Source organism: Roseateles sp. GW821-FHT09B06 (assembly GCF_059418245.1).
This window is the reverse complement of the sequence record NZ_JBWKPM010000025.1, coordinates 13261-26181: the sequence shown is the minus strand read 5'-3', so window position 1 is coordinate 26181 and position 12921 is coordinate 13261. Positions and strand designations below refer to the sequence as shown.

The window sequence follows — 12921 nt, the reverse complement described above, 5'->3', positions numbered from 1 at the left end:
CGTCGGCTCAGGCCGCCTGCTTCTCCACATGCGCATGGCGCTTGTAGAGGAAGTCGATCACCGCCTTGCGCGCATGCACATAGACCGGGTCCTCGGCCAGCTCGACCCGGTTGCGCGGGCGCGGGATCGCCACCGGATAGATCTCGCCGATCGTGGCGGCCGGCCCGTTGGTCATCATCACGATGCGGTCGGACAGCAGCACCGCCTCGTCCACGTCGTGGGTGACCATCACCACGGTGCTGTGGGTGCGCGCGACGATCTTCAGCAGCTCGTCCTGCAGATGGGCGCGGGTCAGCGCATCCAGCGCGCCGAAGGGCTCGTCCATCAGCAGCACCTTGGGCTCCATGGCCAGCGCGCGCGCGATGCCCACGCGCTGCTTCATGCCGCCGGAGATCTCGTGCGGGCGCTTATGCATCGCATGGCCCATGCCCACCAGTTCCAGCGCCGCATCGGTGCGCTCGGCCAGTTGGCGCTTCATCTCGCGGCCGCCGAACACCGACTCGACGCCCAGGTAGACGTTCTCGAAGCAGCTCAGCCAGGGCAGCAGCGAGTGATTCTGGAACACCACCGCGCGCTCGGGGCCGGGCTCGCGGATCTCGCGGCCATCGCAGATCAGCGCGCCGCTGCTGGGCTGCAGCAGGCCGGCGATCAGGTTCAGCAGGGTGCTCTTGCCGCAGCCCGAATGGCCGATCAGCGTGACGAACTCGCCGCGCTGCACGTCAAGATGGATGTCGCGCAGCGCATGGAACTGGCCCTTGCGGGTGTTGAACCGCATCTCGGCGCCCTGCACTTCGATGAATGGCTTGTTGCTGCTCATGGCTTCAGTCCTCATACGAAAAATGCTTGGCAATGCTCATCAGCGCCCACTCGAGCAGCAGGCCGACGATGCCGATCACGAAGATCGCGATGATGATGTGCTGGACGTTGAGGTTGTTCCACTCGTCCCAGACCCAGAAGCCGATGCCGACGCCGCCGGTCAGCATCTCGGCCGCGACGATCACCAGCCAGGCCGTGCCCACCGAGAGGCGCACGCCGGTCAGCATATAGGGCAGCACCGCGGGAAACAGGATCTTGCTGATGATCTTCCACTCGCTGAGCTTGAGCACCTTGGCCACGTTCAGATAGTCCTCGGGCACGCGCTGCACGCCCACCGCGGTGTTCACCACCATCGGCCAGATCGAGCAGATGAAGATGGTCCAGATCGCGGCCGGGTTGGCGCTCTTGAACACCAGCAGGCCGATCGGCAGCCAGGCCAGCGGCGAGACCGGCTTCAAGAGGCTGATCAGCGGCGAGACCATGCGGCTGACGAACTCGAAGCGCCCGATCACGAAGCCCAGCGGGATGCCCACCGCCGCGGCCAGCCCGAAGCCCAGGGCCACGCGCTGCAGCGAGTTCAGGATGTTCCAGCCGATGCCCTGATCGTTCGGCCCCTTGCTGTAGAAGGGATCGGCGAACAGCTTGACGGCGGCATCGAAGGTGGCGGCCGGCGTGGGAAAGCCTCCGCCGCCTTTCTGCGTCAGCAGGGCCCAGACGCCGATCAGCAGGGCCAGGCCCAGCACGGGCGGCAGCACCCGCATCCAGAAGCCGTTGAGGTCGACGCGGCGCCGGACCTTGGGCGGCGCTGCCGGCTCGGTCACCGGCTCCATGACGGGCATCGCGGGCATCGCGGCAGGCATGGCGACGGCGACCGGCGCGCTGCCGTGCTCGCGAGGGGAATGGAAGACTGCGCTGACCATGGTGCTGAACTCCTCTTCAAGCCTTCACTTTGAAAGAATCGGCGTACTTCGCGGGATCCCTGCCGTCCCAGACCACGCCGTCGATCAGCCTGGAACTGCGCAGGGTGTCCTTGGGCACGCTGACCTTGAGCTGGCTCGCCGCCTCCTTGTAGAGCTCGGTCTGGTTGACCTGCTTGGCCACGGCCAGATAGTCGGGGTGCTCCTTCAAGAGGCCCCAGCGCTTGTGCTGGGTCAGGAACCACATGCCGTCGGACAGCCAGGGGTAGCTGACCGCGCCGTCGTTGAAGAACTTCATGTGGTTGGGGTCGTCCCAGGTCTTGCCCAGGCCGTTCTGGTAGCGCCCCAGGATGCGCTGGTTGATCGCGTCGACGCCGGTGTTCACATAGCTCTTCTCGGCGATGGTGTCGGCCATCTTCAGCTTGTTCGCGAGGCCCGCGTCGATCCAGCGCCCGGCCTCCAGCACGGCCATGATCACGGCGCGCGCGGTGTTGGGATATTTCTTGACGAACTCGCCGGTGCTGCCCAGCACCTTCTCGGGATGGTCCTTCCAGATGTCCTGGGTCGTCACCGCGGTGATGCCGATGCCGTCCATGATGGCGCGGTGGCCCCAGGGCTCGCCGACGCAGTAGCCGTCCATATTGCCGACCCGCATGTTCGCCACCATCTGCGGCGGCGGCACGGTGATGACCTTGGCGTCCTTCATCGGATTGATGCCGACGCTGGCCAGCCAGTAGTACAGCCACATCGCATGCGTGCCGGTCGGGAAGGTCTGGGCGAAGGTGTATTCGCGCTTCTCCGCCGCCATCGCCTTGGCCAGCGAGGCGCCGTCCACCGCGCCCTTGTCGGCCAGCTTCTTCGACAGCGTGATCGCCTGGCCGTTGTTGTTCAGGGTCATCAGCACGGCCATGTCCTTCTTCGGACCGCCGACCCCGAGGTGCACGCCGTAGATCAGGCCGTAGAGCACATGGGCCATGTCCAGCTCGCCATTGACCAGCTTGTCGCGCACGCCGGCCCAGGAGGCCTCCTTGGTGGGGATGATCTTGATGCCGTACTTCCTGTCGAAGCCCAGCACCGAGGCCATCACGACCGAGGCGCAGTCGGTCAGCGGGATGAAGCCGATCCTGACCTCCTCCTTCTCCGGCTTGTCCGAGCCGGCGGCCCAGACCCGCGGACTCAGGCCGCCCACGGCCGCCGCCGCCGCGCCGCCTACCAAGAGCTTGCGACGCTCCTCGCTCATGAGCCCCTCCTTTGCCACAGCACGCATGAAAACCTCCGGAAGACACAAAAAAAAGGCGCCGCGATCGAACCCCACCCGCGCGCGGGTGCAGCAGATCGGACGCCGTTGTCCTAGAACCTTTGAAGAGCGAGGCCCACGCCGTTGCGGGCCTCGTCCCTCATTCAGCAGAAAGCGTGCCAGCCCGCTGCAGCCCGAGCTCGTCGGTTTTCGCACTGTTTGCTGGCGGCGACCGCGCCAATTTGGTGCCAATCGCCCGGGCCGCGCCTCAGGAAGGGCGCAGCAGGTCCTGCGCCTCGATCACGCGCTCGGCCACCTCGGCCAGCGGCACGCCGCGGTCCATGGCCAGGCGGCGCAGGCGCTTGTAGGCCGCGTCCTCGTCCAGGCCCTGCTCGCTCATCAGGATGCCCTTGGCGCGCTCGATCGTCTTGCGCGCGCTCAGCTGGGCCTGGGCACGGCCCAGTTCCTGGCGCAGCGCCAGGTCCTGCTCGAAACGGGCGATCGCCACCTGCAGCACCGGCGCCAGGCGCTGGGTCTGCAGGCCGGCCACCACATAGGCGCTGACGCCGGCCTTCAGCGCGCGCCGCACGGATGAGTCGCCGCCGTCCTCGGAGAACACCACCACCGGGCGCGGCATCTGGCTGTTCAGCAGCGCCAGGTTCTCCATCGTGTCGCGGGTCGGCGACTCGCTGTCGACGATCACCACGTCGGGCTTGAGGCGCAGCACGCAGTCGTGGATCAGGGTCGCCGAATCGATCACGCCCACCACCTCGCAGCCCAGGCGCGACAGTTCCTGCTGGATCAGCTGGACGCGATGCGCGCCGTCGTCGATCAGCAGAATGCGCAGGCCTTGGGCATTGGCGGGGGCGGCGTCGGGCGAGCGGGACATAGTGTGAGCCGTTGGTCATTGCTGCGATGCAATATTCATGCCGCCATCCCGATGCAAATTGACGTTTACGTAAACGTCAACCAGCCCCTAGAATCCGTGCCAGGTAACTGATACAAGCCAGCAAACAGCCGGCGAGCCCCGCGCCGCCGATGGAGACAAGCCATGACCGACCTGTCCGCCGAGTACAAGGCCCTGGCCGCGTACCGCCCCACCCACAAGGTGCGCTTCGTGACCGCCGCCAGCCTGTTCGACGGCCATGACGCCGCGATCAACATCATGCGGCGCATCCTGCAGGGCATGGGTGCCGAGGTGATCCACCTGGGCCACAACCGCTCGGTCGACGAGGTGGTGAACGCCGCGCTGCAGGAGGACGCCCAGGGCATCGCGATCAGCAGCTACCAGGGCGGCCATGTCGAATACTTCAAGTACATGGTGGAACTGCTGCGCGCGCGCGGCGGCCAGAACATCCAGGTCTTCGGCGGCGGCGGCGGCGTGATCGTGCCGGCCGAGATCCGCGACCTGCACGAGCATGGCGTGCGCATCTACAGCCCCGAGGACGGCCAGCGCATGGGCCTCGCGGGCATGATCGGCGAGATGGTGATGCGCTGCGACCGCGACCTCTCGGCCGAGGCGCCGAGTTCGCTGGCCGCGATCCAGGGCCATGGCGAGGCCGCCTGGCGCGCACTGGCCCAGCTGATCACGGCGCTGGAGAACCGTCAGGTTCCGGCCGAAGGCCAGAATGGCAAGGACGGCGATAGCCGTGCGCGGGAACCGCGCATCGATGCCGCGCTGGTCGCCGAGCTGCAGGCCGCCGCGAAGGACATCCAGACCCCGGTGCTGGGCATCACCGGCACCGGCGGCGCGGGCAAATCGAGCCTCACCGACGAGCTGATCCGCCGCCTGCGCCTGGACCAGGGCGATGCCCTGCGCGTGGCCGTCATCTCGATCGACCCCTCGCGCCGCAAGAGCGGCGGCGCGCTGCTGGGCGACCGCATCCGCATGAACGCGATCGGCCCCTGGAACCAAGGCCCGCGCGTCTTCATGCGCAGCCTCGCAACCCGCGACTTCGGCAGCGAGATCTCGCAGGCCCTGCCCGATGTGATCGCCGCGGCCAAGGTCGCGGGTTTCGATCTGGTGATCGTCGAGACCTCGGGCATCGGCCAGGGTGACGCCGCCATCGTGCCGCATGTGGACGTGCCGATGTATGTGATGACGCCGGAGTTCGGCGCCGCCAGCCAGCTCGAGAAGATCGACATGCTGGACTTCGCCGAGTTCGTCGCGATCAACAAGTTCGACCGCAAGGGCGCGCTGGACGCCTTGCGCGACGTGGCCAAGCAGGTGCAGCGCAACAGGGAGGCGTTCACGAAGCGCCCCGAGCAGATGCCGGTGTTCGGCACCATGGCCAGCCGCTTCAACGACGACGGCGTCACCGCGCTGTATCAGGCGCTGAAGCCGCGCCTGGCCGAGCTGGGCCTGAACTTCGGCGAGGAAGGCCGCCTGCCGCTGGCCGACACCCGCCACAGCACCCACCAGACCCCGATCGTGCCGGCCGCGCGCAGCCGCTACCTGGCCGAGATCGGCGACACGGTGCGCGGCTACAAGCGCCAGGCCCGCGAGCAGGCCCGCATCGCCCGCGAGGCCCAGCAGCTGCGTGCCTCGATCGCGATGCTCAAGGCCGCCAACCCCGAGAAGAACGGCGCCGTCGCCGCCCTGGGCGAGCTGGCCCAGCAGCGCGAATCGGCGCAGGACAAGGTGGCCGCCAAGCTGATCGCGCAATGGCCGGACATGCAGAAGGCCTATGCCGGCGACGAGTATGTCGTGAAGATCCGCGACAAGGAGATCCGCACCGCGCTGGTCTCCACCAGCCTGTCGGGCACCAAGATCCGCAAGGTGGTGCTGCCCGCCTACGAATGCCATGGCGAACTCTTGAAGTGGCTGCTGCTGGAGAACGTGCCGGGTTCGTTCCCCTACACGGCCGGCGTGTTCGCCTTCAAGCGCGAGGGCGAGGACCCGACGCGCATGTTCGCCGGCGAGGGCGATGCCTTCCGCACCAATCGCCGCTTCAAGCTGGTCAGCGAGGGCCTGCCGGCCAAGCGCCTCTCGACCGCCTTCGACTCGGTGACGCTCTACGGCGCCGACCCCGATCCGCGACCGGACATCTACGGCAAGGTGGGCAACTCCGGCGTCAGCATCGCGACCTTGGACGACATGAAGGTGCTGTACGACGGCTTCGACCTGTGCAACCCCAGCACCAGCGTGTCGATGACGATCAACGGCCCCGCGCCCTCGATCCTGGCGATGTTCATGAACACCGCGATCGATCAGAACCTGGCGAAGTTCAGGGACGACAACGGCCGCGAGCCGACGCAGGACGAGGCCGCCAAGATCAGGGACTGGGTGCTGGCGAATGTGCGCGGCACCGTGCAGGCCGACATCCTGAAGGAGGACCAGGGCCAGAACACCTGCATCTTCTCGACCGAGTTCTCGCTGAAGGTGATGGGCGACATCGCCGAATACTTCGTGCACCACAATGTGCGCAACTTCTACTCGGTCTCGATCAGCGGCTATCACATCGCCGAGGCCGGCGCGAACCCGATCTCGCAGCTGGCGCTGACGCTCTCCAACGGCTTCACCTTCGTCGAAGCCTATCTGGCGCGCGGCATGCATATCGACGACTTCGCGCCGAACCTGAGCTTCTTCTTCAGCAACGGCATGGACCCCGAGTACACGGTGCTGGGCCGCGTGGCGCGCCGCATCTGGGCCGTGGCAATGCGCGACAAGTACGGCGCCAACGAGCGCTCGCAAAAGCTCAAGTACCACATCCAGACCTCGGGCCGCTCGCTGCACGCGCAGGAGATCGCCTTCAACGACATCCGCACCACCCTGCAGGCGCTGATCGCGATCTACGACAACTGCAACTCGCTGCACACCAATGCCTACGACGAGGCGATCACGACGCCCACCGAGGAAAGCGTGCGCCGCGCGATGGCGATCCAGCTGATCATCAACCGCGAGTGGGGCCTGGCCAAGAACGAGAACCCCTCGCAGGGCGCCTTCATCATCGAGGAGCTGACCGAACTGGTCGAGGAGGCGGTGCTGGCAGAGTTCTCCGCGATCGCCGACCGCGGCGGCGTGCTGGGCGCGATGGAGACCGGCTACCAGCGCGGCCGCATCCAGGAGGAGAGCATGCATTACGAGATGCTCAAGCACACCGGCGAGTACCCGATCATCGGCGTCAACACCTTCCGCAATCCGCATGGCGACCCGGTGCCGGAACACATCGAGCTGGCCCGCTCCACCGAGGACGAGAAGCAGAGCCAGCTGACGCGCCTGGCCGATTTCCACCAGCGCCACGCGGCCGAAAGCCCGGCCATGCTCAAGCGCCTGCAGCAGGCCGTGATCGAGAACCGCAACGTCTTCGAGGTGCTGATGGACGCGGTGCGCGTCTGCTCGCTGGGCCAGATCACCAGCGCCCTGTTCGAGGTGGGCGGGCAGTACCGGCGCAGCATGTGAAGGCCTAACGCTCGGCCCTGCGCCAGGAGGAGGTCTGACCACGCACAAGGCTTCCCGCGGGAGGCCTTTGTCATGGGCGCGGGAACAGCATCAGGGCTTCGCTGCTATGCGCCGTGGATGCGCCTTCAGCTCGAACCGCCACTCCGCGTTGCCGGGCGGCGGCCTCAGTGAGGCAGGGCGCGGATCGGTCATGGCGACCTACAGGTACTTCTTCAGAATGACCTGCTTGCGGTCCGGTGCGGCGGCAATCACCGCCTGTGCCTCGGCGATCTGCTGCTCCAGCTTGCGCACTTTGGCGACTAGGCGTTTCTGCTCGGGCAGAGGCGGCACAGGCACCGTCATGTTGCGCATGACCGTGGCATTGATGTTGGCCTGATTGATCGCTTTGGCGGCCTTGCTGCGCGCCTCCGCCAGAAATGCGGGGGAATTCATCATCAGCACCAGGAACTCGGGCAGCACCTTCTTCGGGTCTGGCACCACACGCACCAGGTACGAGGCGAAGCAGTAATCACCTTCAAGATCGAACAGGCCCGACTTGCCCACATGCTCGATGCTGTTGGTGCGGTTGAAAAGAATGTCGCCCTTGTTCAACTTGAGCTTGGCGAACTCGTCAGGCGAGATGTCTGCGTACTTCATCTGCCCGCCATCCACCATGCGCCGCTGCGCGATCTCGTTCATGCGGAAGATCTTGTAGCCGATGCCGGATTCATTCATCTTCTCGGACAGGCCGTATTGCACTTCTAGTGCAAGCTTCTCCACAGCAAGCATGGGAAGTCCGGCCGCCAGCACCTCGGTGGCCACGGCATCAAGCATCGTCAGCGCCGATAGCGCTGCAGCTTTTGCCTTCGCCACGTCCCCATCAACCAGCGCCATCGCTTGCACCGCTTGCTGCTGAACCGGGAGCGGAGGAACGGGAACCGCCATTTCCGCGTAAAAAGTTTCAGGAACTCGACGGTGGCCGCTGGAACCAGTCATGGCACTGGCAGCAGCCTCCCGAACACTGGCGCGATTCAAGTATGCAAACGCGAACTCTGGTAGCAACTCGCTCGCTCGCGCACGCACGACATGGAATTCAGAGCTGCCAAAGGCCACCCCATTGCTCAAACCCTGCGCCAGCGCACATTTCCCGTTCTCCATGCACGGTGTGATCTTGGCCAGGATGATGTCGTTCTCCGCAAAATAGGTGTAACTGCCCTTGATCAGACTGGCTAGCGGCCGTTCTGCCTTGTGAGTGATGTATCCCTCCTCACTGACAGAGGCCATGTCTACGAAAGACACCATGGTGCCACCGTCCAATTCTCGGACCTCGCGCTTGGAGGGGTTGAGCATTGCCAGTTCTCGAAGCGGTCGCTTGGGCCATTTAGTTACCAGCTCAACCACCTTTGCTGTGGCCAGACTGAATTGCTTCTCGAACACCGGCCGCGAGAAATCCAGCATATCCACCAGTCGCAGCGGTTTGACGAACTCGGCCAGAGCGGCATCCGGCATCACCGCGCCTGACGAGAACGCCGCAGCGATCAAGGCATTGAGCTTGGCCGGGTTGGCGCGGTCGGCCTCGTCGTACAGCCGCGTCAGATGCCGCCCCGCCGCATCCTTCATCAGCTTGATGCCTTCGTCGCCCTTGGCCGCGCTCCAGTCGTAGCCCAGAAAGGCCTTCTGCGCCTTGCCGTCGGCCGGCGCGCGGATCACCAGCACCGGGTGGGGCTGGTCGCTGGCCATCACAAAGTGGTAGAGCTTGTCGCGCTCAATGGCCTGCACCAGGGCCAGGTAGCGCTTGTTCAGCTCTGCCTCTTGCTCGATCGCGCTCAAGGCTCTGAAGGCTTTTTGCTTGGCCAGCCTGTCCACCTCGGCGCTGTCGTTGAACTTCTGCTTGTAGACCTCGAAATGGTCGTGCTGCGCCCAGGAGCCACCGGCCACGCCCTGCAGCAGGGTGCGATAGTCGGCCGGCGGCACGCCGATGTGGGCAGCGTAGGCGTCGATCAGGTGCGCGTCCTGGTAGACGGGCTGGTTCTCATCGGCGGCGAACCACTCGGCCACCCGGCCACGCAGATGCTCGGCGGTGTCGGGGGCGGTGGGCTTGCGGCGCAGGAAGAGCGTGACGGTATTGGTGCCGGTCTTGCCGAAGGTAGCGCTGCCCAGTTCGGCAATGGCCACGATGTCGAAGTATTGCAGCAGGATCTCGCGCGCCCGCACGTAGGTGCCATTGGCGTTGGACAGCACTGACGAGGGCAGGATGATGCCGGCCACGCCACCGGGCTTGAGCAACTGCTTGGCACGCTCCAGGAAGAAGGTTTCGATGCTGTTTGCAGTGTCGAGCTTGTCCACCGTGTCGGTGAGCGTGTAGGCGGCGCGCTCGGTCTCGGGCAGAGTTTCCAGGAATCCACGCACGCTGAACGGCGGATTGGCCACCAGCACATCAAAGCTGCCGTCCTCGATGCCGGGGTAGGCCGTGTGCTGCTTTACCAGGGCATCGCCGTAGCAGATGTTGATGTCTTGCTGTCCGTACATGAAGGCCGAGACCTTAGCCACCTTGGACAGGCGGTACTCCTTCTCGATGCCGTAAATGGCCTGGTGCCAGGGCTTGGCGTCGGCAATGCCGTGCTGGGTCAGCAGCGGCTTGAGCTGCAAGGCCAGTTCGTTCAGGAAATGGCCAGCGCCGCAGGCGTAGTCGATCGCCTTGATGGGCTGCGCGCCAGGCTTCACCAGCGCCGCCAGCGGCAGGCTCATCAGGATGAAGCGACAGATGGGCATGGGCGTGAAGTATTGACCCTCGCTCTGCTTCACGCCCTGGTCGAGAAAGCCCTCGAACATATCGCCCAGAAACTGGTTGTGGCTGCCAGGGTGGCTCAGGCGGATGTCCTGCCACATCTGCAGGATGCGCAGCAGCACCTCGGCGTTCTGGTAGAACAGCTTCTCGTTGTGGACGTCGATGAACGAGAAGTCGTTGTTGGTAAAGAACTTCTGCTTCCTGAACAAGTCCCAGACTGCCTGCTGCGTGGCGTCAGGGTTCTGCTTGACGAAACGCAGCGCGTTGTTTACCGCATCCTGGTTGATGTAGGTGATGCTCTCACCCAGGAAGCGGCCCATGCCAGCCTGGTAGAGCTGCTGCAGGCGGTCCAGCAGTTCAAAGTGCGTGTCATAGGCCACGCCCTTCCAGTAGAACTTGAGATCGTCGGGGTTCTCGGTCTCGTCCACGAGCTTGCAGAGGAACAGGTTCACGAGCTTGTCGAATGCGTTCTCGCGGCCGGACACGTTGTGCTGGCGCAGGATGGTGGCAAACGCGTGGTACTTGCTCTGCTGATCGTCGGCCGAGATGGTCTGTAGATCGGCCAGTGTGTATTTTTCCTTGCCGATCTGGTAAGGCTGGATGTTTTCTTCGAAGAGGCCGCGCGTGGTGTAGTCGAGCTTGTAGGTATCGCGCCAGACCGCGAAACGCTCCTTCACGTCGGTGGCGCCGCGGAAGCTCTTGAACAGCGGGTTGTCGGCCAAGTAACGGTCGTTGTCGCGATGGGCGATCAGATGTGTGGTGTAGCGCAGCGCATCGCCATCAAGATCAGCGGTATAGAGACACAAGAACGAGGTTTCGCTGATCTGCTGGGCATAGCTGAAAAGTTGATCACCGTCTTGCAGGGTCTTGGCCCAGGCGCGCTTGAACTCGGCGCCTGCAGTCTTGCACTCGATCAGCAGCAGTGGCTTGCCGAGCTTGTCCTTGACCAGGATGTCCGCCCGCCCGCCGCTACTACCACGCCCGAGTTGCCAGCGAGGCTCCAGCTCGATGTGCTCAGGCTTGTAACCCTTGGCCAGCAGCCTGCACACACACTCAAGCATGACAAAGTTCTCGTTGGCCAAGAGATTGCAGGTCTGCCGCTCATTGACCGTCAAGCCCTGGGACTCAGGATAGGCAATCTCTTGTCGGCCCATGTCCACAGAAATGACGGCTGCATCAAAGGTCGCAGAGTAGATGCCTCGGTGATGCTTGAACCCGAGGAGGGTGAGCAACTTCAGCAGATTGTCGGGTGTGAGCATAGGTGCGGGACTTTAAGGCATCCGACACGTCGTGAACTCAGCGCCTTCCAGCAGGCCGTGATCGAGAACAAGAACGTGTTCGAGGTGCTGATGGAGGCCGTGCGCTGCTGCTCGCTGGGCCAGATCACCTCGGCGCTGTTCGAGGTGGGCGGGCAGTACCGGCGCAGCATGTGAGGCAAAGCGGCGCGGTGCTAGCGCGGTGGTAGTCTAGGGACTCCAGGCAGCACGCGAGGAGGCGACATGGGTCAGGGATTCGGCATCGAAACACCGTCCAAGCATCACCAGACCACGCCGCGCAAGGTGGCCCGCTATCTGGTCCTGATCGAGTCCGGCGGCTATGCGCTGGCACGGCTGTTCCTCGAGACGCGCGAGCAGATCGCCGAGTTCGACGCGAGCACCGAGGAGACCAGCTCGATGACCAGCGGGCTTGACGCACTCAAGGGCGCGGACGGCCCCGAATGGGACCGCGCGCTGGCCGGCCACAGCGCGGCCGAGCGAGCGGCGGCCGAGATCTACGTGCTAAGCGTCTAGGGCCAGCACAAAGCGCTTCTTGTCCCGCACCGTCGCGCCGGCCCGCAGATAAAAGCGCACCGCCGCCTCGTTCCAGTGGGGCGTCTGCCACTGCAGCTCGGCGCAGCCGAGCGCCGCGGCCCGCTCCCGCACCTGGCGCAGCAGCCTGGCACCCAGGCCCCGGCCGCGCGCCGCCGGCCGCAGATACAGGCAGTCCAGATGCGCGAAGGGCCGCGCGCTCAGGGTCGCGAAGTCCACGGTCAGGCTGGCATAGCCCAAGGCCTGCCCATCAGGCTCGCCCCGCCAGGCCAGCCAGGCCTGCAGATGCCCGGCGGCCAGCGCCACGGCCAGGCGCGCCGCGAAACCGGCATCGCCACAAGGGGGCGCGAGGCGCTCGTAGCGTGCATGCTCGCGGCACAAGGTCGCCAGCATGGCGGCATCGCCGGGCCCGGCAACGCGCAGCACCTTCTCCTCCTTTTCTTCCTTTTCAGCACTCACAGGCGATCGAGCCGAGCTCGGCCTGCAGCGATCCCGGCGCGGCACCGGTGGCGACCGGATGCCCATCGCGCTTCCAGAAGTCCAGCCCGCCCAGCATCTCCTTGACCGAGAAGCCCAGTGCGGCCAGCTTGTAGGCGCCCTTGGTGGAGCCGTTGCAGCCGATGCCGTCGCAATAGGTCACATAGGTCTTGCTGCGGTCCAGGCGCGCGGTGCTGGCTGCGTCCATCGCACGGTGCGGGAAGGAGATCGCGCCGGGCACATGGCCGGCGGCATAGGCCTCGGCCGAGCGGGTGTCGACCAGCACCAGGGCCGCGACGCCGGCGCGCAGGTCCTCGGCCACGTCCCAGGCGTCGGCGTGGTAATGCAGCTTGGCCAGCATGAAGTCGCGGCTCTGCTCGGGCGTCGGCGCGGGATAGGACAGGACGACGGAAGAAGAAGAAGAAGAAGATGCGATCGAGGCGGACATCAAATGGCTCCTGGGGTCGGTGGCAATGCGTCCACTGTGCCCGACATTG

At 65.2% G+C, this 12921-nt stretch carries 9 protein-coding genes; 2 read left to right on the top strand and 7 right to left on the bottom strand.

Translation table 11 applies throughout. From position 1 onward, the window contains the following. Positions 1-7: 7 nt before the first annotated feature. From AC07OQ_RS18880 to AC07OQ_RS18865, 4 genes are all read right to left on the bottom strand, one after another. Positions 8-817 (bottom strand): ABC transporter ATP-binding protein, encoded by an 810-nt coding sequence (locus tag AC07OQ_RS18880; RefSeq protein ID WP_495054684.1) that lies wholly within the window; start codon positions 815-817, stop codon positions 8-10. Positions 818-821: 4 nt separating this feature from the next. Next, on the bottom strand, positions 822-1736 hold the full coding sequence (gene ntrB, locus AC07OQ_RS18875; RefSeq protein WP_495054683.1) for a nitrate ABC transporter permease: 915 nt from the start codon (positions 1734-1736) through the stop codon (positions 822-824). Between the two features lie 16 nt (positions 1737-1752). After that, positions 1753-2973, bottom strand: a complete 1221-nt coding sequence (locus AC07OQ_RS18870; RefSeq protein WP_495054682.1) for a CmpA/NrtA family ABC transporter substrate-binding protein — start codon at positions 2971-2973, stop codon at positions 1753-1755. 265 nt (positions 2974-3238) lie between these two features. Continuing rightward, complete coding sequence (locus tag AC07OQ_RS18865; protein WP_495054681.1) at positions 3239-3859, bottom strand: ANTAR domain-containing response regulator; 621 nt, start codon at positions 3857-3859, stop codon at positions 3239-3241. Between the two features lie 162 nt (positions 3860-4021). Here AC07OQ_RS18865 and icmF point away from each other — a divergent pair, with 162 nt between their 5' ends. Continuing rightward, entirely contained in the window at positions 4022-7372 is a 3351-nt protein-coding gene (gene icmF / locus AC07OQ_RS18860; RefSeq protein ID WP_495054680.1) for a fused isobutyryl-CoA mutase/GTPase IcmF, read from the top strand. A 198-nt stretch (positions 7373-7570) separates the two neighbouring features. On the opposite strand, the gene AC07OQ_RS18855 is transcribed toward icmF, so the two are convergent. Continuing rightward, on the bottom strand, positions 7571-11398 hold the full coding sequence (locus AC07OQ_RS18855; protein WP_495054679.1) for an N-6 DNA methylase: 3828 nt from the start codon (positions 11396-11398) through the stop codon (positions 7571-7573). A gap of 240 nt (positions 11399-11638) precedes the next feature. Between AC07OQ_RS18855 and AC07OQ_RS18850 the strand changes: the two genes are divergently transcribed. Beyond that, positions 11639-11929 carry a hypothetical protein gene (locus AC07OQ_RS18850; RefSeq protein WP_495054678.1) on the top strand — a complete coding sequence of 97 codons (291 nt, stop codon included), beginning with the start codon at positions 11639-11641 and terminating at the stop codon, positions 11927-11929. On the opposite strand, the gene AC07OQ_RS18845 is transcribed toward AC07OQ_RS18850, so the two are convergent. Together AC07OQ_RS18845 and AC07OQ_RS18840 are read right to left on the bottom strand one after the other, a co-directional pair. Continuing rightward, positions 11918-12373: a GNAT family N-acetyltransferase gene (locus AC07OQ_RS18845; protein ID WP_495054677.1), complete on the bottom strand. Its 456-nt coding sequence runs from the start codon at positions 12371-12373 to the stop codon at positions 11918-11920. The two genes, AC07OQ_RS18850 and AC07OQ_RS18845, sit on opposite strands and share 12 nt — an antisense overlap. 22 nt (positions 12374-12395) lie before the next feature. Further along, positions 12396-12872 (bottom strand): rhodanese-like domain-containing protein, encoded by a 477-nt coding sequence (locus AC07OQ_RS18840; RefSeq protein WP_495054676.1) that lies wholly within the window; start codon positions 12870-12872, stop codon positions 12396-12398. Positions 12873-12921: the final 49 nt, after the last annotated feature.

Bases quoted from the DNA above. Each gene is read 5' to 3' on its own strand.
- AC07OQ_RS18870 (WP_495054682.1), bottom strand. From the start codon at position 2,973: ATGAGCGAGGAGCGTCGCAAGCTCTTGGTAGGCGGCGCGGCGGCGGCG.
- AC07OQ_RS18840 (WP_495054676.1), bottom strand. From the start codon at position 12,872: ATGTCCGCCTCGATCGCATCTTCTTCTTCTTCTTCTTCCGTCGTCCTG.
- icmF (WP_495054680.1), top strand. From the start codon at position 4,022: ATGACCGACCTGTCCGCCGAGTACAAGGCCCTGGCCGCGTACCGCCCC.
- AC07OQ_RS18865 (WP_495054681.1), bottom strand. From the start codon at position 3,859: ATGTCCCGCTCGCCCGACGCCGCCCCCGCCAATGCCCAAGGCCTGCGC.
- AC07OQ_RS18880 (WP_495054684.1), bottom strand. From the start codon at position 817: ATGAGCAGCAACAAGCCATTCATCGAAGTGCAGGGCGCCGAGATGCGG.
- ntrB (WP_495054683.1), bottom strand. From the start codon at position 1,736: ATGGTCAGCGCAGTCTTCCATTCCCCTCGCGAGCACGGCAGCGCGCCG.
- AC07OQ_RS18855 (WP_495054679.1), bottom strand. From the start codon at position 11,398: ATGCTCACACCCGACAATCTGCTGAAGTTGCTCACCCTCCTCGGGTTC.
- AC07OQ_RS18850 (WP_495054678.1), top strand. From the start codon at position 11,639: ATGGGTCAGGGATTCGGCATCGAAACACCGTCCAAGCATCACCAGACC.